The sequence below is a fragment of the Dechloromonas sp. HYN0024 genome, assembly GCF_003441615.1.
Lineage (GTDB): Bacteria > Pseudomonadota > Gammaproteobacteria > Burkholderiales > Rhodocyclaceae > Azonexus.
The window spans coordinates 872,326-891,474 of the sequence record NZ_CP031842.1; the positions used below are offsets into that span (position 1 = coordinate 872,326).

A 19,149-nucleotide genomic window follows, 5' to 3' on the forward strand; every position below is an offset into this window, starting at 1 on the left:
GGTTTGGGGGTCGATAGTTTCAAGCCAACCGGCCAATGCGGCAAGCAGATCAGCAGGACCGTCCGCCGGCCCGCGAGAATCCGAAGCCGCCTTCGCCGGCCTGGGCAGGCAGGATGCAGATACGCATGGTCAGGCTGCGGGCCGCCTTGTCGATATCGGCCGGGAAGGGGGAGAACGGTGCCGAGCGTTCAACAACAGCTTTGACGAAGGCAATCTCCTCGGCCTGGTCGCCAGCATTGACTACCCGGAAGGATTTCATGGTGCCGTCGGGGTTTAGCTTGAATTCGATGGAGGCTGGCTGCATGCCCTTGGCGCGCGGATCGTTCTTGACGAAGCGGGCGCTGCGGTTGAGGCGCTTGAGCAGGCCTTCAAGATACATGTCGAGGCTGAACGGGTCGGGCGGTGCCGCATTGGGTCGCAGGTCGAGCGTCGCACTGCCCGACGCTTCCTCGCGCGCCTGCTGCCATGCCTCCTCGCGGGCCTGTGCCAGCGAACGCTGGGCCAGTGTCGGCTTTGGCCTGGCTTTGGCCTGGTGCTCGAGTTCGTCGAGAAAGTGGTTCATGTCCGCCTTCTCGGCGGCACTCCAGGTTGGTGCAATGGCGACTGAGGGCTTGCCGGGCTTGTTGGTGGTCAGCAGTCGGGGGCGCACGGGTTTCGTCGTCGATGGTCTGGCGCTTGTCTCGGGTAGTGTCGCTGTCTCGGGTACCGGCGGCTGGCGCAGGCGGGCCTCGACCCGGGGCGGGCTTGAAGCGTTGCTCGGATCATGCCGGGGAATCAGCAGGATCAGGGCGTGAATCAGCAACGAGGCGACAAAGGCAAATAGGGGAAGACGCCGCGCCGGCGAGAAATCGGGCAGGAACATCGGCGCTATTTTAAGCGGCGAAGCTGACGAGCGGCTGTCGATTACTGACCACGCAGGAACAGCTTGTCGAGCTGCTCCATGTTCAGCTCCGTCCACGTTGGCCGACCGTGGTTGCACTGGCCGGCACGTTCGGTTTCTTCCATCTGGCGGAGCAGGGCGTTCATTTCCGGGAGGGTGAGCTGGCGGCGGGCGCGGACGGCGCCGTGGCAGGCCATGGTGGCAAGGAGTTCGTTGCGGCGGGCGGTGGCGAGTTGGGTGATGCCGTGTTCGCGCAGTTCGGCGATCAGGGACCTGGCCAGGGCGGCGGGATCGCCCGACTGGAGCAGGGCAGGTACGGCGCGGACGCCAAGTTGCTGTGGCCCGAGGGGGCGATGGCGAAGCCGAGGTCGGCCAGTGCCTCGGTATGTTCTTCGACCGCTGCAATGTCGAGCGGATCAGCCGAGAAAACGGCCGGGATGAGCAGCGACTGGGTGGCGATCTGGCGATTGTCGAAGGCAGTCTTGAGCCTTTCGTAGAGGATGCGTTCGTGCGCCGCGTGCATGTCGATGAGGATCAGGCCACGGGCATTCTGGGCAAGGATGTAGATGCCGTGCAACTGGGCCAGCGCATAGCCGAGGGGCGGGCCGTCGCGATCACTGCTTTCAGTGGGCTGAAATTGCGGGGTGACTTCGCTGCGCGTGACGGGTAATTGGCCGGTGCCCTGCGCGGCGCGGGCGAAAGCGAGGTAGGCAGCGGCGGCCGGTTCGGCAACGCCAAGGCTGCCCTGATGGCGCAGAGGCGGAGCATAGGAAATACCGGGGGCAGTCCACGGCTTTTCGCCGGCCGAAACAGTGCTCTGTCCCCGGCTTTGTTCTCGTTCGATCAGCGCCGGGGCGGTTTCGGCCTGCACCGGAGCGGCCAGTGTGCGCTGGATGGCATGGAAGACGAACTGGTGCATGGCGCGTGAATCACGAAAGCGGACTTCGGTTTTGGCCGGATGCACATTGACGTCGACCAGGGCCGGATCGATGTTGACGAAGAGGCAGACGGCAGGCTGTCGGCTGCCGTGTAGGACGTCACGATAGGCTTCGCGCAGGGCGTGGCTGATGATCTTGTCGCGTACGAAGCGGCCGTTGACGAAGACGTACTGACCATCCTTGGCATCGGTGGCGCGGGTTGGATCAATGGCGAAGCCACCGATCACCAGCGTGCCGGCGCCAGCGTCGACGGGGCGGGCGGCAGCGAGGAAATCGTCGCCGAGAATGTCGGCAATACGGCGTTGAGCATCGGCGGGGGCGAGCTGGAACAGGTTGCGGCCGTTGTGGGTCAGGCTGATCGCGACATCGGGTCGGGTCAGGGCCAGGCGCTTGACGGCGTCGGCGCAGTGGGCGAACTCGGTGCTTTCCGATTTGAGAAATTTTCGGCGGGCCGGGGTGTTGAAATACAGGTCGCGCATTTCGACCACCGTACCGGCCATCAGGGCCGCTGGCTCGGGTTCTGCACCCGGTTCGCCGCGAAGTTTCCAGGCGTGGCTGGCGCCGCGCTCCCGACTGGTGATGCTCAGTCGGGCCACCGAGGCCACTGAAGCCAGCGCCTCGCCGCGAAATCCCAGCGTGCCGACGCGTTCGAGGTCGTCAAGGCTGGAAATCTTGGAGGTGGCGTGGCGGGTCAGGGCCAGCGCCAGTTCATCCTTGGCAATGCCGCAGCCATCGTCGGTGATGCGGATGAGCTTGACCCCGCCTTCTTCGAGATGGACCTGGATGGCCTTGCTGCCGGCATCGAGACTGTTTTCGAGGAGTTCCTTGAGGACGGAGGCGGGGCGTTCGACCACTTCGCCGGCAGCAATCTGGCTGATCAGCAGGTCGGGTAGGCGGGCGATGGTGGGCATGGCCGGATTATAATGCGGCCTCGTTCAACCCTCGGCACGCCGCATGGATCTCCTCGCCCAATTCATTGATATCGTCCTCCATCTCGACAAGCATCTGGCGGTCATGGTGGTTGACTACGGGCTGTGGATCTACGGCATCCTGTTCTTCATCGTCTTTGCCGAAACCGGTTTTGTCGTGACTCCCTTCCTGCCCGGCGATTCGCTGCTCTTCGTGGCCGGCGCGCTGGCCGCCATCGGCGAGGGTGGCATGGATATTTTGACGCTGATGGGGGTGCTGGCTGCCGCTGCTGTGCTTGGCAACACGGTCAATTACCAGATTGGCCGTTTTCTCGGCCCGAAGGTCTTTCACTGGGAAAATTCACGCTTTTTCAATCGTGACGCACTGGTCAAGACGCACGCCTTCTATGAAAAACACGGGGGAAAAACCCTGATCCTGTCCCGTTTCCTGCCACTGTTCCGCACTTTTGCACCGTTTGTGGCCGGCATCGGCGCCATGAGTCTGGCCCGCTTCACCCTGTTCAATGTGATCGGCGCTGTCGCCTGGGTGGTTTCGCTCTGCCTCGCTGGCTACTGGCTGGGTAATATTCCTTGGGTCAAGGCCAATCTGTCGGTGATCATCGTCGGCATCGTTATCTCATCCCTGATCCCGATCGGCTGGGGTTACGTCAAGAGCAAAGAAGCCTGATGCGCTGGCTCGCCGTCATCCTCGTTTTCGTGCTGGCGGCCTGTGTGACCAAGCTGGGTCCGGATGGCCGGACGGAATCGACGGTGAACGCCAAGTATTTGCTCAAGTCGGAAGTTGACCGCTTTGCCGATACCAATCGCGCCGAGGTGGTCAGTAGCTTGCTGACGATTGCCGACAAGCTTTACAAGCGGAACCCGAAGGAATGGAAGAAAGGCGGGGCGGTCAGCCGCGAAGCCGCCCTCGACCGACTCAAAATGCGTACCCAGCGCAACTGGCCGGAGCTCAACGGTCTGCGCGAGGGGAGCGCCGCCTCGCTGGCCTTTTCCGAGGCCTATGCCGGTGATCGTGTTGCGGCGCTGGTTTTCGGGTTGTTGAGCATGGTCGATGCGGCCTTTGAGCACCGGGAAGAGTTCTACATTCTCGATAGCCTTAATGAAATCAAGCTCTACAACACCGCCCGCAACATGGATGTTGCGGTCTGGAAGCTCGGCCATGACCGTACGGCGGCGGGCGAACTGTTCCTGCTCTCGAACGAGCTCGATCCGGCCAACCGCAACCTCTCCTTCGAACGCGAATTCGGCCGCGTCATGGGCCTCCTCGACTTCATGGCCAAGGTCGTTGCCGACCGCAACGGCCGCACCTTTTCCCGGCTGAGCCAGTCTGTGGTCAGCGCCGTCTTTCTACCTGTGAGTTTTTTGAAATGAAGAAGATCGTCATCCTGATTTCCGGTCGTGGCAGCAACATGGAGGCGCTTATTGACGCCCGCGATGCCGGCACGTTGCCTGTTGAAATCGCTGCCGTGATCAGCAATCGTCCCGAGGCCGCCGGGCTGGAAACGGCTGCCAAGGCGAGCATTCCGACGCATTTCATCAACCACAAGGCCTTTCCCGGGCGCGAGGCGTTCGATTCCCGGTTGGCCGAATGTATCGACGAATTCGCCCCTGATCTGGTCGTGCTGGCCGGCTTCATGCGCATCCTGTCGGAGGGTTTTGTCCGCCACTATGAAGGCCGGCTGATCAATATTCATCCCTCGTTGTTGCCGTCCTTTCCTGGCCTGCACACCCACCAGCGGGCACTCGAGGAAGGCGTACGTATCCACGGTTGTACGGTGCATTTCGTGACGCCGGAGCTCGATCATGGGCCAGTCATCATCCAGGCCGCTGTGCCCGTACTTGATGGCGACGACGAAGCCAGCCTGTCGGCCCGCGTCCTGCGTCAGGAACATCTGATTTATCCGCAGGCAGTGCGCTGGTTTGCCGAAGGTAAACTGCGGCTGGACAATGGCTGCGTCCGCCTCGCTGCCGAGCAGGCCGACAGCGCGACGCTGATCTCACCCGGGATACGCTGAGGCGGCCATGCCGATTGCCTTCGTCATCGCGCTCGCCGCATCGCTCGGCATTCATGCCGCTGCGCTGTTCGGCACCGATGTCGAACTTTTTGGCGGGGTTGATGAACCGGTACCCTTGCTGGCCGAATTGCAGCCGCCAACGCCTGTCGTCGCCAAGCCTGCCGACAAGCCAGCGGCGGTCAAGCCGCGCCCGAAGCCGGTCAAACCATCACCTTTGGCCGTCGCGCGGCCGGCACCGCCGGTCATTCCCGATGCGTCAGTGGCGGATAACGTTCCGGAGTCGCTACCGACCAGCAATCCGGCGGTCAGGGAATTACCTGACATGCCTGCTGCCAAGCCTTTGCTGCCGGCCAGGGGGACGATTCGTTTCGCCATTTTCTATGGTGCCCAGGGCTTCCAGATCGGTCGGGCCGAGCACACCTGGGAATTCACTGAAGACGGCCGCTACCACCTGAGCGGCATGACTAAAACAAGCGGCCTGGCGGCGCTGATCAAGCCGCTCGTGTTCGAGACCGAGAGCAGCGGCCGCCTGGTTGCGGGTGGCCTGCAGCCGGAAACCTACCGGACGCGCAAGAACGGCAAGGACGCCAACGAAAATGCCGATTTCGACTGGGCCGCCGGCGAAGTCTGCCTGTCGCGTAGTGGTGCTACCCAGGCCATCAGCCTCGGGGCGCAAGACATCCTGTCGCTCAATTACCAGCTTGGCTACCTGCGCCAGCCGGAGGCGGGAGCGACGGTCGGTGTGGTCACCGGCAAGAAATACGACCGCTTTGCCCTTGATGCGCTGGGCGAGGAAGAAATCGACATTGCCGCCGGTCATTTCCGTACGCTGCATTTGCGCGCCATGGGCGATACCGTCACTGAAATCTGGATTGCCCTCGATCGACACCGCTTGCCGGTTAAAATCCGCTACACCGATAAAAAAGGCGACATCTTCGAGCAAGTCGCTACTGAAATAGGATCACCATGAAAGCCCGCTTCACACCCGCCCTGTTTGCCCACGCCGAAGCCGTTCTCGGCCTCCTGCTGCGTTTCGACTACCCGGCCGATGCCGTGGTGTCTCGCTATTTCCGGGAAAATCGCCAGCTCGGCCACGCTGACCGCGCCTTTGTTGCCGAAACGGTCTTTGCCGTGCTGCGGCGCGGACGTAGCCTTGAGGCGCGGTGCGCTGGCAAACTATCGGACCGTCGCCGCCTGCTTGCCGCGCTCGCCGTGACGCGCGGCTGGAGCCAGCGCGAACTGGCGCCGGTGCTGAAGGCCAGCGAAGAAGAATGGCTGGCTGCGGCCAAGGCCATGCCGGAAGCCGAGTTTTCGCCGGCTGTGCGCTGCGACTTGCCGGACTGGCTGTATTCCCGCCTCGAAACACAATTCGGAGCCGAGCAAACCTTGGCCCTGTCGCAGGCGCTCAACCAGCCGGCGCCGCTTGATCTGCGCGTCAATACGCTGAAGGCCAACCGTGACGATGTGCTGGCCCGACTGGCTGCCGACGACATCGCTGCCATCCCCGGTCCGCTCTCGCCCATCGCCATCCGCCTGCGCGACAAGCCGGCACTGGCCAAGCATCCGCTGTTCATTGAAGGGGCGGTCGAGGTGCAGGATGAAGGCAGTCAGTTGCTCGGCTTCCTGCTTGAGCCGAAACGCGGCGAAATGGTCGTTGATTTCTGCGCCGGGGCGGGCGGCAAGACGCTCCTGCTCGGCGCGCTGATGCGCAATACCGGCCGACTCTATGCCTATGATGTTTCCGACAAGCGTCTGGCCAATCTCAAGCCACGCCTCGCCCGTTCCGGGCTGTCCAACGTCCATCCGGCCCGCATCGAACACGAGCGTGACACCAAGATCAAGCGTCTGTCCGGCAAGGCCGACCGGGTGCTGGTCGACGCCCCCTGTTCTGGTCTTGGCACCCTGCGCCGTAATCCCGATCTCAAGTGGCGCCAGGATGAAGCCTCGGTGGCCGAATTGACCGTCAAGCAGGCGTCGATTCTTTCTGCCGCCGCGACCATGGTCCGTCCTGGCGGTCGTCTGGTCTATGCCACGTGCAGCCTGCTGACGGCAGAAAACGACGAGATCGTCTCTGCTTTCCTCGCCAGCCATCCCGAATTCACCCTGCTCCCGGCCTCGGCCATTCTGGCCAAACAGGGCATTGCCTTCGATGGCGACCTGCTGCGCCTGCTGCCGAACCAGCACAACACCGACGGTTTCTTTGCCGCTGCGATGGAACGCAAGGCATGAGGGAAAAAAGCCCGGCCCTGCGCCTGATCAACGACCTGCTGGCGGATTTCAGCGATCCGGGCTTTATCTGGCAGGTGGTGGCGCTCGTCACCTGTATCGGCCTGGCTGTGCTGATCGCCGGCTGGTGGCGGCGGAGCCGCACCGAAGGTACCGGCCGTCTGTCCGATGCCAGTGCCCGCCTGGCCTTTCCGCTGATTGGCGTGCTATTGACCGGACTCACCATTGCTTCGCTCGATTCGCTCATCCACGTCAACCTGCTCAAGCTGGCGATGCCGCTGTTCGGCTCGATGGCCTTGGTGCGCGGGGTGGTTTTTGTTCTCCGCCAGGCTTTTCCGCGGGCCACCTGGCTGACCACCTGGGAGCGCATCATCGCGGCCACTGTCTGGGGCTGGCTGGCGCTCTACATCACCGATCTGGCGCCGTATGTGATCGATACGATGGAGCAGGTTGAGTTCCATGTTGGCAAGCAGCACGTCGACTTGTGGACGGTTTTGCGTGGCCTTGCCACCATTTTTCTGACGGTTGTCTTTGCGCTGTGGGTCGCCGGTGTCATCGAGGTGCACCTGATGCGCCTCCATACCCTCGATGCCAATCTGCGCATCGTCGGTGTTCGTGTCGCCAAGGCCGGTCTGACGGTGATCGCGATTTTGGCCAGTCTGGCGCTGGTCGGCATCGACATGACGGCGCTCTCGGTGTTTACCGGCGCGCTCGGCGTTGGCCTCGGTTTTGGCCTGCAGAAAATTGCCAGCAACTATGTTTCCGGCTTCATCATCCTTCTTGACCGCTCGATCCGCATCGGCAACATTATTCAGGTGGGGAGCGACAGCGGCGAAGTGACGCAGATCACGACGCGCTACACCGTGCTCAAGCATCCCGGCGGCAGCGAGTTCATCGTGCCCAACGAAACGCTGATCGGGACGACGGTACAGAACCAGACTTATTCGGATACGCGCATTCGCCTGACGACCCTGGTAGGCGTCGCCTACGATAGCGATCTCGAACTGGCCTGCCGCCTGATGACCGATGCCGCTGCCGCCCATTCGCGCGTTCTCGCCGAGCCGGCGCCTAAGGTTTTCCTGACCCAGTTTGGCGATAGCAGCATCAATCTCGAACTTGGTTTCTGGATCGCCGACCCGGAAGAGGGCCGGGGCAATATTGTTTCTGACGTCAATTTCGCTGTCTGGCGTGCGTTCAAGGCGCGCGGCGTGAACATCCCGTTCCCGCAGCGGGATGTTCGGCTGCTCAATACGCCGATTTAAAACAGGGTCGTCGCCTGAATCCAGGCGTCGGGTAACAGGCTGACCACCTGTGCTTCCAGCCATTTGTCGGCACCCGACAGAATGGCCAACCCTGTGAGCAGGATAATTACGCCAAAGCCTTTCTTGATCGCATCGATACGCTGCATGACCCAGCCCCGCGCCGCGTTGAATCCCCGGCGTGAGGCATAGGCGACGGCCACCAGCGGAATGGCTGCACCGATGCCGAACAGACCGAGGATGGTGCCGCCGCGCAGCGCTCCCCCTTCGCTGGCGACCAGACTCAGGGCTGACGCAAGCAAGGGGCCGGAGCATGGGCTCCACACCAGGCCGAGTACGCCACCGAGAAGCAGGGCGCCGCTTAGCGAGCCAGCATCCAGCTTGGCTGATGCATGGTTGGCGCTTGAAGCGATAGGCAGCATCCATTCGGTGAAGCGGCGGTTGAGTATCGGCACCAGCATGACCAGGCCAAAGACGATCAGCATCCCGGCACCGAACAGGCGGACGCTGTCCGAATCGATGCCGAGCGCCGGGCCGAGCGCACCGAGGATAATGCCGATCAGGGCGAAAGAAAGTGCCATGCCGGTGCCCATGGCAACCGGCGCCATACGGTTGGCCTGGACGGCGCCCCCGATGACCAGAGGCAGAATGGGAAAGACACACGGAGACAGCGTGGTCAGGCTGCCGGCAACCAGGCTAAGCCCAAGGTGGGAGAGAGGGATATCCATGATGTCTACTTTGCGCTGCCGAGGACGCTACGCAGGGCTATCGGGTCGGTGTCTCCGGCCAGTCGTCCGGTTTCCTTGCTGCCCTTGTAGACGATAAGGGTCGATTGGGTGCGCACCCCAAGCTGGCGTTTAAGTTCGCGCTCCTTGTCGTAATTGACGACGAGTAGTGTTCCGGCAACGGCAGCGTCGCCCTGCCAGCCCTTGAACACTTTTTCCTGGGCTCGGCAGGTCGGACACCAGTCGGCGTGGAAGTGCAGGGCCACCGATTCGCCCGCCTTCTGCCGGGTGCTCAGCGCTTCTGCCGAGTAGGGCTGGATGTCCAGTGCCAGCCCGAGGCTGGTCGTTGCCGACAGGGCCAGACCGATGAGGATGTGGGCGATTTTCATGAATAGTCTCCGTTGGGGTTGGGTAATCATTAGTCGCCGCTATGGCGGGAAACTTACCGTTCAACAGAAATTTTTCGGATGAACACCTCTGGGACGGCATTGCCAGGAATTGGGCTGCCGCGTTTTTTAGAGCAAAGGCTTGCCAACTCAGGCACTATTTCCGCCCAAAATGCGGCGATCTATTTCCAGCCGGGTTTTAACGCCAGAATAGACACCCTGATTAATTCGGGAACAATTCAAGGCGGTATTAACGGTAGTGGATTATCAACGTTTGCCAGTGCCATTGAACTGGGGCCGGGCAATTCGATTGGCACGATCATTAACAGTGGCACGATCGACCATAGTGTTTGTGATGCCGGTGGAACCTGCTACGCTGCCATCAGTAATACTGGCGGCAGCATCGGCACGATTACCAATCAGGGCAACCTGACCAGTGGTAATGCCGGCAATTCGGCTCACGGCATTACCAACAGCATTACCGGAACAACTGGCAACTGACCAATAGATCCGGCACCCAATGGGATCTGGTGGCAACTTCGGCAACTGTTGCCCCCAGCACAGGTTCTAATTCTGGCAACAAGCTTGGCGGTGCCATTTCCTATGCTTACAGCTTTGCGCCAAGCTCAACCATCGTGGTGAGCGGCACCAGTTTCATCGGGGCTGTCCAGGCGCTAACGCCGGCGCAAGTGAATTCGTTTTCAAGTGTTCATGCCGAAGGCTATTCGTCGAACATGACGATCAATCTTGAGCAGTTGGGGCATGTTACCAATACGGTGATGGACCGCATCCATGCCCCGGTTTCCGGAAAGACGGCCACTTCAGCCGCCTATGAAGTTGATCAGGGGCGCTATTTCTGGATAGACGCCAGCACGATGAAAGGGGGCGTCGATAGCTACGACAATCTGGCCGGGTTCGGCTACCAACTCTCCAGCATTGTTCTGGGGCGCGATCTCTTGCGTGACCCGTCGGGTGGGTTTGGCGTATTCGGTGGCGTTGGCTATACGACGATGACGCAAATGGACCAGGTGGTGCAAAGTTTCTCGTCAACCAATTATTACCTCGGTCTCTATGGCGGCAAGTACCTGTCGAATGACTTCAAGCTCTTAGGGGCAGCCGGTTACGTCTATAGCGATTCAACCGCCGCGCGCGCCAATCCGGATATCGGCAATTTCACAGGCGGCACGGCGAAAAGCCAGTACCAGTCGAATGGTGCGTACGCCGCGCTGAAATTATCCCGTCCTATCCTGGCGTCGCAGCATGTCACGCTGACCCCCTTTATCGGGGCTTCTTACGTGCAGTCGTGGATGAACCAGGCGAACGAGTCGGGGGGGAGAGACTTGATCGCGTTCGCTTCAGGCCAGTGTGCCCAGAATGATGCCTTGCCGGCGCAGGTCCTCGAGTAGCGCGCGGCCGTAGCCCAGCAGCTGTTCTGGTGCGGGGTGCTGCAGTTCGGCGGCAATCTGCCGGATGGCCGCGTCGCCGGAAGTCGGCATGGCGGTGAGCAGGTCGAGCAGCCGTCCGGTGACGGCGTTGATCTGGGTGAACTGCACGGCATCATTGGCATCGCGGTAGACGGCGAGGTAAGTCGGCTGCGCCTTGCGGGGCCGGTAGTCCGGACCGATGCGATGCACCGGCCAGGTGTAGGCGAGATTGAGCAGTGCCGGATTGAGGGCGACGGGATGGTGCAGCAGGTCGCCATCCGGATCATGAGCCGGACTAGACGTAGCCATGACATCGACGGCCAGTTCTGCCCATTCGTAATGGGCGAGGTCGGCCAGCCAGGCCGGGAGCGGCTGGCGGATCTGGGCGGTCGTCAGGTAGTCGACCAATTGATGCGGAATTTCCCGGAACCACGGGGTATCCAGCGGCCAGTCGCGGTAAAAGCGCCGGATCAGGCGGCGCCAGCGCACTTCACCCAGAATGGCCCGGCAGACCGGGAAACAGGTGTCGACAAAGCCGCAAATGTTGTTGAAGAGCAACTCGGTGTATACCGCCATGCGCCGGGCTGGTACCCCGGCCGGGCGGGGGCATGCCGTGGGTCGCGCAGGTGTCTGGCGAAGGCCTGCTGAAAGGCCTGGAAGTCGCTCGTCATCAAGCAGCTTTCCTGTGGCCTGCAGCCTGGAGGCGCGCGATTTGTTCGATTTCGACTGTCAGGCGGGCCAGGTCGGGAATATTGAAGTCGCGCTCCAGGCAAGTTGGTACGTTGCCCCCGATCTGCGTGTAGGCAGCTTCAAGCAGCGACCATACCGGGTCGATGACCTCGGACCCGTGGGTGTCGATGAGCAGGCCGTCCGCTTCGACATAGTGGCCGGCGACATGGACGTAGCAGGTACGTTCGAGGGGCAGCGCGGCCATGAAGGCGAACGGGTCGAAGGCAAAATTCTGACTATTGACGTAGATGTTGTTGACGTCGAGATGGAGCAGACAGTCGGCCTCACGCACGATGCGCGTGATGAATTCGGCCTCGGTCATCTCGGCCCCCGGCGGCGCGACATAGTACGAGGCGTTCTCCAGGCCGATGCGCATGCCGAGAATATCCTGTGTCCGGCGGATGCGCTCGACCGTCCACTTGACGGCCTGTTCGGTCAGCGGGATGGGTAGCAGGTCATAGAGGTGGTGGTCGTCGGCAGACCATGACAGGTGTTCGGTATAGAGCGTCATGCCATGTTCGGTCATGAAACGCTTGATGCGTCGGAGGAGCGCCTCGTCGAGCCGGCCCGGGCCGCCGAGCGACAGCGACAGGCCGTGACAGACGAAAGGATAACGTTCAGTGAAGTGATGCAGATCCCTGGCCGAACGCCCACCCATGCCAGCCCAGTTTTCCGGGGCCAGTTCAAAAAATCGGATGGCGTCGGGTACGCCGGCTTTCAGTGCGGCAATCAGCTCGCGGCGAAAACCGAGGCCGGCACCCTGAGCATGGCGAGGCAGCATGGGGTCAGGTCTGGTCGGGGAAGCAGGGCGGGCAGGGCGAACCGTGCGCCGCCATTTTCGAGGGCGTGGTTATTTCTTGGCGCCGCAGGCTGCATCCATCTTCTTGTCGCCGCCGCACTTGCCTTCTGCAGCTTTCTTCTTGGCGCCGCACTTGGCATCCATTTTCTTGTCAGCACCGCATTTTGCTTCGGCCGCCTTCTTGTCGCCGCCGCATTTTCCTTCCATCTTCTTGTCGCCACCGCAACTGCCATCCTTCATCTTGGTGTCGGCCTCGGCAAGCTGGTAGCCGGCTTGCAGTTTGGTCGCACCAAACGGGTTTTCGCCGGCGTGGGCGAGCGGGCTCAGGGCGGCAGCGGCAAAGGCAGAACCGACGGCCAGGGATACGAAATTTTGCTTTTTCATGATTTTCTCCGTTGAGATTGAGGTGCTGCGATCAGTCTGTCTGATTCATCCAGGTTCCCATCGCCTGACGCATGAAGGCAAACTGCTTTTCAGTCCGACGGCAGCCGACACAAATCACCAGATGCAAACGAAACTGCAGACGCTCGAGCCAGCTGAGCTTGCGTTCCATTTGTAGCGAGGCGAGGCGGGTGGCTTCCTTGCAACTGATCATGTCAATTCCTGTTTTGCGTCTTCGGCTTGGGGGCCTGATGCATTAGTCGGTCGTGTCATTTAAATCTTACAAAATTTTTTACAGTATGATTCTGCGCCATACCTACGAAAAATTGCTATGGCTATAGACCCCCTGCACGACCCGGAGTTTCTCACAGGATTACGGCGCGACATGTTGCGCTTTGCCGAAATGCAGTTGCGCGACCGGGCGCAGGCCGAGGACGCGGTGCAGGAGGCGTTGACCGGTGCCCTGATGGGGAAGGAGAAGTTTTCCTCGCGTGCCTCGCTGCGTACCTGGGTGCTGGCCATTCTGAAAACAAGATTATCGATGTCCTGCGCCGCAAGGTTCGGGAGAACGCTGTGGTCACCAGCGACAACGACGACGACTTGAACGCTTTCTTCGATGACCGCCAGCATTGGGCCGAGGATACGCGTCCATCGGAATGGCAAACGCCCCAGCAGTCGATGGAAAACAAGCAGTTCTGGGAAGTCTTCGAAGCCTGTCTCTATCGCCTGCCCGAGGCCACCGGCCGCATCTTCACCATGCGTGAGGTGCTTGGCTTTGATACCGACGAAATCTGCCAGACCCTGGCGATCACCAGCAACAACTGCTTTGTCCAGTTGCACCGGGCCCGCCTCGCGCTGCGTGCCTGCCTCGGAGCCAACTGGTTCGGCGAAGCCGCCTGAGGCCAGTCAGCGACGAGTCATGGCAAGCCCGTATCAGGGCGCTACATTTTTTCCCAGATAGTGACTTCCGATAGCGTGTGCTGGAATTTTCGCTTGGTTTCCCGGATGACGAAGGGGACAGCCAGGGGGCCTTTGAGCAGGCGGAAGTGCTTGCCGAGTATGGCTTTCAAGCCATCGAGCGTGGTGAAATTTTCGCCATCCTTCTTGAAACCGCCGATCCATTCCTCGCGTTTAGTATGTTCCGGCAACCAGGTGTAGGGCGAGGTCAGCATCAGCAGGCCACCCGGATTAAGACGCTGGTGAACGCTGTCGAGGAAGACGGCCGGGCTGTACAGGCGGTCGATCAGATTGGCGGCAAGTATCAGGTCGTAGCCCGAGAAAACAGCCTTCAGATTGCAGGCATCGCCCTGGAAGAATTCGACCTTGGGGGCAACCTCGGCGAGGCCCAGGGCGGTCAGTGAGCATTCCTTGTAACTGACCAGTTCACCTTCTTCGGTCAGGGTGTAGCGCAGGTGGCCGCGTTCCGCCAGCTGGGTGCCGACGCCGATGAAGCGGGCCGAGAAGTCGAGGCCGGTAACATGGTCGAAATGGCGGGCCAGCTCAAAAGTTGCCCGCCCGGTGGCACAGCCGAGATCGAGAGCCTTGCCGGCCGGTCGTTGGCCCATGGCCTCGATGGCGAGTTCGGTCAGGCGGAGCGGGAAATTGGCGACGCCGAAATATTCATCGCCGTAATGAAATTCGATGTATTCCGAGATCAGCCGGTCGCTTTCGTAGTGCGAGGCGGGTTGGGTGATCGGCTGGTCGGCGACGACATAACGGAAGCCGGCATGCTGGAAGAAGTGGCGGCGGAAGGCGTAGCGTGAGACCGGTGCGGCTTCGTTGCCGCAGGAAATCCACGATCCTCCCTTGATCAGGTTATGTCGCTGGTCAAAGGTCGGTGTCGTAAAGTCGTCGTAGATGGGATGAACTGCAAAGCCGGGGAAGGGATAGATCGGCGTTTCCAGCCACTGCCAGACATTGCCGATGACGTCGAAAAGTGGGCCGTGGGCGTAGCGGTTGACCGGGCAACTGGAGGCGGCATAGCCAAGGCCAATGTTGGCGGTCGACTCGCCGGGCAGATCATCGACGCCCGCAAAATGGCGCAGCGACTGCCACTCGTCTTCGCTCGGCAGGCGTACCGGTTGGCCGGTGCTGCGGGCTTTCCAGCGGCAGAAGGCGGCCGCTTCGTGGTAATTGGTTTCGACCGGCCAGTTCCAGGGCATGGCAATCTCTTCGAGCATCAGGCGCAGATGCCACTGCCCCGACTGCCTGACCCAGAAGGTCGGATACTCGGCCCGGGAGAATTTCTTCCAGGCAGCGCCTTCTTCCTGCCACAGCGATTCGTCGGCATAGCCGCCAGCTTCGACAAAGGCCAGGAACTCCCGATTGGAGACGAGGCTTCGGCTGGCCTGAAAGGCCGCGGTCGATGTCTCGTGGCAACCGAATTCGTTGTCCCATCCGTAGATGGTCGGGGCACTCCGGTCGCGTCCAATACGCAGTTGGCAGGGTGGAATGCTGACCAGTTCGTTGTCCGGTGCCTCGCCTCGGTCGTCACAGGGGGGCCAGGCCGGGTGTGGCCGTACAAAGTTGAGGGCGTGTTGGCGAATCAGTACCGACGAGGTTTCGAGATGGATGCGCTCGTGCTCGATGCCCATCAGTATGATCCAGAACGGATCCTCCCAGCCGATGGGCAGGGTCAGGGGGCGGCTGCGAATGAGGTGGTCGACCACGGCTCGCACCTGTCGACGATAGGCGCGTACGTCATCGACGCCCGGCCAGTCGTAACGGACATCGCTGAGGTCATCCCAGCTCATTTCGTCGACGCCGATGGCGAACATCGACTCGAAGCCAGGATTGACGCGTTCTTCGATCAGGCCGGCGAGGAGAAGTTTGTTAATGAAAAAGGTGGCGGTGTGCCCAAAGTAGAAAATCAGCGGATGGCGCAAGGCGATCGGCTTGATGTAATAGGCTTCGGGGCAGCTGAGGACTTCGAACAACTGTTCGTAGCGATCAAAGGTGGCGTGAAAGTAATCGAGGATCTCCCGCCGCTTCTGTTCGGTATCGGTGCCGGTCAGTAATGGGGTGGCCGGGAGGGGGGCTGGCTTCATGCGGTTTGTGCTCTGGGATTGGGAATGGGTTTTTGCGAAATGATGGCAGCTTTACAGTGCGGCCAGATGGTTATCCGGGGATTATCCGGTTTCTGCCAAGGATAGTGTAGCAGGGACAAAAAAAACCCCGCCACATGGGCGGGGTAACAGGGAGTTCTCGAATCGGGGGATTTCGAGAGGAGGGTAAACTGGTTCAGTCCTTTTGCCGCTTCTTCAGCCACAGGCGGGCGAGGGTAATGGCTGCGCCGGCAGCGAGGGCGGTGGCGGCAGCCTTGAACGGCTCAGCCTGGCCTTCAGCAAGCCAGTCGAATCCGGTGATGCCGATGAAGACACCGAGTGATTCGCTGATCGGCAGGTTGTCGGCAAAGGCCATTAATGATTCCCGCTGACCGGCATGTTGGCCAGTGCAGGTTGGGTGGCTGCCATGTCGAACAGATACTGGCGGGTGGCTTCGATAAATTGTTTGATGTTCATTTTGATCATTTCCTCGTTGTCCTCTTGGCGGGATTGCTTTTCTTCCATGCCTCGCATTGTAGGGACGACCGGGGTTGCCGTCTGTGGCGCAAGCGTGGCCGGGTAGTAACAGGTATTGATCTTGTGTGACGCTTTGTAACGGCGCCAGAAATCCCTATTGGTGGGCTTTCCAGGTCAGCGTAAAGCGGGCGCCGCCGAGTGGCGAGGCGTCCGCCGTGGCGGTGCCGCCATGCAGCTCAAGGACCCGGCGGGCAATGGCCAGGCCGAGGCCGTAGCCGCCGGTTGACCGGTCGCGTGACCGGTCGAGGCGGGTGAAGGCCGAGAAGATGTGTTCGCGCTCTTCAGGCGGAATGCCGATACCGTCGTCGTCTACGTGGATCAGCATGTTGTCGCCAACCAGTTCGGCGTTGACCGTGATTCGCTTGCTGGCGTACTTGAAGGCGTTGCGCAGCAGGTTGCGCAGGGCGTAGGGCATGGCTTTGCGGTCGAGGTCAATGCAGAGGTTTTCGGGCAGCCTGGCGGTGTCGACGTTGACCTCAAGCTGGCGACCGAGCAGACGGACCGCATCAACCTCGTCACTTAACCATTCGGCGGCTTTGACGCTGGAAAAGTGCGCTTGCGGGGCTTCGCGCTCGAAGCGGGCATAGGTCAGGCTGGTGTCGATGAGTTGGTCGAGTTCGTCGAGATCGGCTTCCATCATTGCCCACAGGCGGTCACGCTCGTCGGGTTCAGTCGTTTCGGAGAGCATTTCGAGGGCGAAGCGCATGCGGGCGATCGGTGTGCGCAACTCATGGGAAATGCCACAGGACAGTTCGCGGTGGGTGGCCAGCAGTTGGCGGATGCGTTCCGCCATGCTGTTCATGGTGTCCGAGAGCGGGGCAAAAAGCTGGGTGCGGACGGGCGGCGAAATTGCCTCGAAATGGCCGTCGCCGAGATCGAGTGCAGTTTGACGAAGGCCTTCAAGGTCGCGCCAGACGGGGCGTATCCAGAACCACAGGGCGACTGCAAAAATAAGCCCGATCAGGCTCCAGGTCAGCAGGCGCAGACGTAGTTCGAGCGGCAGGCGGTCTTTCAGTTCCGGGTTGCGGTTCGAGGCCAGCGGGCCAACCACCAGCACCTGATTGGATGTGCCCAGGCGGTGGTACATGATGTCGCCATCGTGGTCGATGGCAATGTCGCCGGCATCAAGCTTGATGACCTGGCTGGGCGTGAGCGTCCGGTCGAGGGTGATGCGCTCGACAATATCGAGGTCGTACGAAAACTTTTCGTCGAGTTCCTTGACCCGCTTTTGCCAGTCGCGGCGCGGTTGCCGGAACAGTTCATCCTCGATCAGGGTAATCGTGCCGCGCATGAAACGACGGGCATAGTCGTCAGTAATGCCGCGCTGGGCGGTCGAAATGACAAAGTCGGCGGTAAAGGCGATGGCGACGAAGGAGCCCATCGCCAGCAGGTAGAAATTGAAGAACAGCTTGGACAGGCTGTAGCGCCCGCCCCGCCAACGCGGCAGGGCAACCCGGATCAGTGAGCGGGCGAGGCCCTGGTTGTGTTCCTTCGGCCTGGCTTCGCCGCCAGGTGTTTCAGTTCCAGTCATGCTTGCTGAACAGGTAGCCCTTGCCACGCACCGTCTTGATCCGTGTCGGATTCTCGGGATCGTCGTTGAGCTTCTTGCGCAGGCGGGAAATACGCGCATCGATCGAGCGATCCAGGCCATCGAAGCCGATGCCACGCAGTTCCTGCAGCAGGTCGTCGCGTGACAGCACATTGCCGGCATGCGTGGCGAGCAACCAGAGGAGGTCGAACTCGGCCGTGGTCAGGTCGATGGTCTGGCCATTCAGCGAGGCCGTCCGCGTCGCCTGACTGATCCGGAACTGGCCGAACACCATGCTCTCCGATTCGCCGTTGCTGGCATCGGCGGCTGTCGGCAGCCGGCGCAGCAGGGCCTTGATTCGGGCGAGCAGGACGCGCGGCTGGACGGGTTTGGCGATGTAGTCGTCGGCCCCCATCTCGAGACCGAGAATCTGGTCGAAGTCCTCGTCCCGCGCCGTCAGCATGAGGATCACGCCGCGATACTGGGAACGCACGGCGCGGCAGACTTCGAAGCCGTCCTTGCCGGGCAGCATGACATCGAGAATGACCAGGTCGGGCTGTTCGGCCAGGATACGCGCCTCGGCAGTGTCACCGCGGGGTTCGATGCTGACTTGCAGATCGTTCTTGGTCAGGTATTCGGCCGTCAGTTCGGCCAGGCGTTCATCGTCTTCGACGAGCAGGATGCGTGTATTCATCCGCCAATCTTAACCACCTGCCGGGCGGCGGTCCACTTTCCTGCGGACAGGCCTCCGCGCAAATTTCAACAGTCGGGAGTGATGGCATAGAATCCCGGCTCATCGTCTTTTGAGGAATGGTCTTGATGAATTGGTCAAAAGTACCCCTGCGGGCCTGCTTCGCGACATTGAGCCTGGGCTGCCTGGGTCTCGTCGCTGTCGGCATGGAATTGCAGACCCTGTTGCGCCTGGCACCCTGTCCGCTCTGCATCTTTCAGCGACTGCTCTACATCGTGATCGGTCTGATCGGCCTGGCTGGCTTCATTTGGCCGGCTGGACGCATGCTGTGGGCGGTGCTCGCTGGTGGTCTCGGTCTGCTCGGCACGGGTGTTGCCGGCTACCAGACCTGGATGCAGGCTTTTCCGCATCTTGCGCCGGAGTGCAGTTTCACCAATCCGAATGCCATCGAACGACTGGTCGACTGGCTGGGCATGGCCTGGTCATCGATGTTCCTGGCGACTGGCTTTTGCGCCAGTCGTGACTGGGAGTTGTTCGGCCTGTCGATGGCCAACTGGTCGGTGCTGATCTTTGCCGGTATCGTGGTCTATGCCGCACTGCTGTTCCGGCAAAAGCACTAGCCGGAAAAAACAAAACCCGCCGAAAGGCGGGTTTGTCG

At 61.2% G+C, this 19,149-nt stretch carries 22 protein-coding genes and 1 pseudogene; 11 read left to right on the forward strand and 12 right to left on the reverse strand.

Annotated features, from left to right (window positions below):
- Positions 1-49: 49 nt before the first annotated feature.
- Both HYN24_RS04200 and mutL read right to left on the reverse strand, forming a co-directional pair.
- Positions 50-862 (reverse strand): hypothetical protein, encoded by an 813-nt coding sequence (locus tag HYN24_RS04200; protein WP_117608097.1) that lies wholly within the window; start codon positions 860-862, stop codon positions 50-52.
- A 41-nt stretch (positions 863-903) separates the two neighbouring features.
- Positions 904-2,729 (reverse strand): annotated as a pseudogene (gene mutL, locus HYN24_RS04205) (DNA mismatch repair endonuclease MutL).
- A gap of 43 nt (positions 2,730-2,772) precedes the next feature.
- On the opposite strand from mutL, the gene HYN24_RS04210 reads away from it, so the two are divergent.
- The 6 genes from HYN24_RS04210 to HYN24_RS04235 are packed head-to-tail and all read left to right on the forward strand — an operon-like array spanning position 2,773 to position 8,250.
- Positions 2,773-3,414 (forward strand): DedA family protein, encoded by a 642-nt coding sequence (locus HYN24_RS04210; protein WP_117608098.1) that lies wholly within the window; start codon positions 2,773-2,775, stop codon positions 3,412-3,414.
- On the forward strand, positions 3,414-4,118 hold the full coding sequence (locus HYN24_RS04215) for a hypothetical protein (protein WP_117608099.1): 705 nt from the start codon (positions 3,414-3,416) through the stop codon (positions 4,116-4,118). Before HYN24_RS04210 ends, HYN24_RS04215 begins: the two co-directional genes overlap by 1 nt.
- Positions 4,115-4,762 (forward strand): phosphoribosylglycinamide formyltransferase, encoded by a 648-nt coding sequence (purN, locus tag HYN24_RS04220; protein ID WP_117608100.1) that lies wholly within the window; start codon positions 4,115-4,117, stop codon positions 4,760-4,762. The genes HYN24_RS04215 and purN overlap by 4 nt, the downstream gene beginning before the upstream one ends.
- A gap of 7 nt (positions 4,763-4,769) precedes the next feature.
- A complete protein-coding gene (locus HYN24_RS04225; protein ID WP_117608101.1) occupies positions 4,770-5,732 on the forward strand; it encodes a DUF3108 domain-containing protein in 963 nt (320 codons plus the stop codon).
- Positions 5,729-6,991 (forward strand): RsmB/NOP family class I SAM-dependent RNA methyltransferase, encoded by a 1,263-nt coding sequence (locus tag HYN24_RS04230; protein ID WP_117608102.1) that lies wholly within the window; start codon positions 5,729-5,731, stop codon positions 6,989-6,991. The genes HYN24_RS04225 and HYN24_RS04230 overlap by 4 nt, the downstream gene beginning before the upstream one ends.
- On the forward strand, positions 6,988-8,250 hold the full coding sequence (locus HYN24_RS04235) for a mechanosensitive ion channel family protein (protein WP_117608103.1): 1,263 nt from the start codon (positions 6,988-6,990) through the stop codon (positions 8,248-8,250). Before HYN24_RS04230 ends, HYN24_RS04235 begins: the two co-directional genes overlap by 4 nt.
- On the opposite strand, the gene HYN24_RS04240 is transcribed toward HYN24_RS04235, so the two are convergent.
- Positions 8,247-8,975, reverse strand: coding sequence for a cytochrome c biogenesis CcdA family protein (locus HYN24_RS04240; protein ID WP_117608104.1), 729 nt, complete (start codon positions 8,973-8,975; stop codon positions 8,247-8,249). The genes HYN24_RS04235 and HYN24_RS04240 overlap by 4 nt on opposite strands.
- 5 nt (positions 8,976-8,980) lie before the next feature.
- A complete protein-coding gene (locus tag HYN24_RS04245) occupies positions 8,981-9,361 on the reverse strand; it encodes a thioredoxin family protein (protein WP_117608105.1) in 381 nt (126 codons plus the stop codon).
- A gap of 78 nt (positions 9,362-9,439) precedes the next feature.
- On the opposite strand from HYN24_RS04245, the gene HYN24_RS04250 reads away from it, so the two are divergent.
- The gene (locus HYN24_RS04250; protein ID WP_117608106.1) at positions 9,440-9,859 is read left to right on the forward strand and encodes a hypothetical protein; all 420 of its coding nucleotides are present in this window, start codon (positions 9,440-9,442) and stop codon (positions 9,857-9,859) included.
- Between the two features lie 29 nt (positions 9,860-9,888).
- Complete coding sequence (locus tag HYN24_RS04255) at positions 9,889-10,764, forward strand: autotransporter outer membrane beta-barrel domain-containing protein (RefSeq protein WP_162888586.1); 876 nt, start codon at positions 9,889-9,891, stop codon at positions 10,762-10,764.
- Here the strand turns inward: HYN24_RS04255 and HYN24_RS04260 are convergent.
- The 4 genes from HYN24_RS04260 to HYN24_RS04275 form a co-directional block, all read right to left on the reverse strand.
- Entirely contained in the window at positions 10,714-11,358 is a 645-nt protein-coding gene (locus tag HYN24_RS04260) for a DUF2063 domain-containing protein (protein WP_205421475.1), read from the reverse strand. The two genes, HYN24_RS04255 and HYN24_RS04260, sit on opposite strands and share 51 nt — an antisense overlap.
- Before the next feature lie 94 nt (positions 11,359-11,452).
- Positions 11,453-12,292 carry a DUF692 domain-containing protein gene (locus HYN24_RS04265; RefSeq protein ID WP_117608108.1) on the reverse strand — a complete coding sequence of 280 codons (840 nt, stop codon included), beginning with the start codon at positions 12,290-12,292 and terminating at the stop codon, positions 11,453-11,455.
- A gap of 69 nt (positions 12,293-12,361) precedes the next feature.
- Positions 12,362-12,694 (reverse strand): hypothetical protein, encoded by a 333-nt coding sequence (locus tag HYN24_RS04270; protein WP_117608109.1) that lies wholly within the window; start codon positions 12,692-12,694, stop codon positions 12,362-12,364.
- A gap of 31 nt (positions 12,695-12,725) precedes the next feature.
- The gene (locus tag HYN24_RS04275) at positions 12,726-12,905 is read right to left on the reverse strand and encodes a zf-HC2 domain-containing protein (RefSeq protein ID WP_162888587.1); all 180 of its coding nucleotides are present in this window, start codon (positions 12,903-12,905) and stop codon (positions 12,726-12,728) included.
- 117 nt (positions 12,906-13,022) lie between these two features.
- Here HYN24_RS04275 and HYN24_RS16335 point away from each other — a divergent pair, with 117 nt between their 5' ends.
- Positions 13,023-13,295: a sigma factor gene (locus HYN24_RS16335; protein ID WP_371413226.1), complete on the forward strand. Its 273-nt coding sequence runs from the start codon at positions 13,023-13,025 to the stop codon at positions 13,293-13,295.
- On the forward strand, positions 13,265-13,591 hold the full coding sequence (locus HYN24_RS16340) for a sigma factor-like helix-turn-helix DNA-binding protein (protein WP_371413227.1): 327 nt from the start codon (positions 13,265-13,267) through the stop codon (positions 13,589-13,591). Before HYN24_RS16335 ends, HYN24_RS16340 begins: the two co-directional genes overlap by 31 nt.
- Before the next feature lie 41 nt (positions 13,592-13,632).
- Here the strand turns inward: HYN24_RS16340 and ovoA are convergent, their stop codons facing one another.
- From ovoA to HYN24_RS04300, 4 genes are all read right to left on the reverse strand, one after another.
- Positions 13,633-15,738: a 5-histidylcysteine sulfoxide synthase gene (gene ovoA / locus HYN24_RS04285; RefSeq protein WP_117608110.1), complete on the reverse strand. Its 2,106-nt coding sequence runs from the start codon at positions 15,736-15,738 to the stop codon at positions 13,633-13,635.
- A 193-nt stretch (positions 15,739-15,931) separates the two neighbouring features.
- Entirely contained in the window at positions 15,932-16,111 is a 180-nt protein-coding gene (locus HYN24_RS04290; protein ID WP_117608111.1) for a hypothetical protein, read from the reverse strand.
- 255 nt (positions 16,112-16,366) lie between these two features.
- Positions 16,367-17,803, reverse strand: a complete 1,437-nt coding sequence (locus HYN24_RS04295; protein WP_117608112.1) for an ATP-binding protein — start codon at positions 17,801-17,803, stop codon at positions 16,367-16,369.
- Positions 17,790-18,494 (reverse strand): winged helix-turn-helix domain-containing protein, encoded by a 705-nt coding sequence (locus HYN24_RS04300; RefSeq protein ID WP_117608113.1) that lies wholly within the window; start codon positions 18,492-18,494, stop codon positions 17,790-17,792. The genes HYN24_RS04295 and HYN24_RS04300 overlap by 14 nt, the downstream gene beginning before the upstream one ends.
- Before the next feature lie 125 nt (positions 18,495-18,619).
- Between HYN24_RS04300 and HYN24_RS04305 the strand changes: the two genes are divergently transcribed.
- On the forward strand, positions 18,620-19,111 hold the full coding sequence (locus HYN24_RS04305; RefSeq protein WP_117610196.1) for a disulfide bond formation protein B: 492 nt from the start codon (positions 18,620-18,622) through the stop codon (positions 19,109-19,111).
- The last annotated feature ends 38 nt before the right edge of the window (positions 19,112-19,149 follow it).

What these genes read in the sequence shown, in the direction of transcription:
- HYN24_RS04200 (WP_117608097.1), bottom strand. Translation starts at nt 862, where the DNA reads ATGTTCCTGCCCGATTTCTCGCCGGCGCGGCGTCTTCCCCTATTTGCC.
- HYN24_RS04230 (WP_117608102.1), top strand. Translation starts at nt 5,729, where the DNA reads ATGAAAGCCCGCTTCACACCCGCCCTGTTTGCCCACGCCGAAGCCGTT.
- ovoA (WP_117608110.1), bottom strand. Translation starts at nt 15,738, where the DNA reads ATGAAGCCAGCCCCCCTCCCGGCCACCCCATTACTGACCGGCACCGAT.
- HYN24_RS04265 (WP_117608108.1), bottom strand. Translation starts at nt 12,292, where the DNA reads ATGCTGCCTCGCCATGCTCAGGGTGCCGGCCTCGGTTTTCGCCGCGAG.
- purN (WP_117608100.1), top strand. Translation starts at nt 4,115, where the DNA reads ATGAAGAAGATCGTCATCCTGATTTCCGGTCGTGGCAGCAACATGGAG.
- HYN24_RS04250 (WP_117608106.1), top strand. Translation starts at nt 9,440, where the DNA reads ATGAACACCTCTGGGACGGCATTGCCAGGAATTGGGCTGCCGCGTTTT.
- HYN24_RS04240 (WP_117608104.1), bottom strand. Translation starts at nt 8,975, where the DNA reads ATGGATATCCCTCTCTCCCACCTTGGGCTTAGCCTGGTTGCCGGCAGC.
- HYN24_RS04235 (WP_117608103.1), top strand. Translation starts at nt 6,988, where the DNA reads ATGAGGGAAAAAAGCCCGGCCCTGCGCCTGATCAACGACCTGCTGGCG.
- HYN24_RS04290 (WP_117608111.1), bottom strand. Translation starts at nt 16,111, where the DNA reads ATGGCCTTTGCCGACAACCTGCCGATCAGCGAATCACTCGGTGTCTTC.
- HYN24_RS04300 (WP_117608113.1), bottom strand. Translation starts at nt 18,494, where the DNA reads ATGAATACACGCATCCTGCTCGTCGAAGACGATGAACGCCTGGCCGAA.
- HYN24_RS04275 (WP_162888587.1), bottom strand. Translation starts at nt 12,905, where the DNA reads ATGATCAGTTGCAAGGAAGCCACCCGCCTCGCCTCGCTACAAATGGAA.
- HYN24_RS04270 (WP_117608109.1), bottom strand. Translation starts at nt 12,694, where the DNA reads ATGAAAAAGCAAAATTTCGTATCCCTGGCCGTCGGTTCTGCCTTTGCC.
- HYN24_RS04305 (WP_117610196.1), top strand. Translation starts at nt 18,620, where the DNA reads ATGAATTGGTCAAAAGTACCCCTGCGGGCCTGCTTCGCGACATTGAGC.
- HYN24_RS04215 (WP_117608099.1), top strand. Translation starts at nt 3,414, where the DNA reads ATGCGCTGGCTCGCCGTCATCCTCGTTTTCGTGCTGGCGGCCTGTGTG.
- HYN24_RS04295 (WP_117608112.1), bottom strand. Translation starts at nt 17,803, where the DNA reads ATGACTGGAACTGAAACACCTGGCGGCGAAGCCAGGCCGAAGGAACAC.
- HYN24_RS04260 (WP_205421475.1), bottom strand. Translation starts at nt 11,358, where the DNA reads ATGGCGGTATACACCGAGTTGCTCTTCAACAACATTTGCGGCTTTGTC.
- HYN24_RS04210 (WP_117608098.1), top strand. Translation starts at nt 2,773, where the DNA reads ATGGATCTCCTCGCCCAATTCATTGATATCGTCCTCCATCTCGACAAG.
- HYN24_RS16335 (WP_371413226.1), top strand. Translation starts at nt 13,023, where the DNA reads ATGGCTATAGACCCCCTGCACGACCCGGAGTTTCTCACAGGATTACGG.
- HYN24_RS04225 (WP_117608101.1), top strand. Translation starts at nt 4,770, where the DNA reads ATGCCGATTGCCTTCGTCATCGCGCTCGCCGCATCGCTCGGCATTCAT.
- HYN24_RS04245 (WP_117608105.1), bottom strand. Translation starts at nt 9,361, where the DNA reads ATGAAAATCGCCCACATCCTCATCGGTCTGGCCCTGTCGGCAACGACC.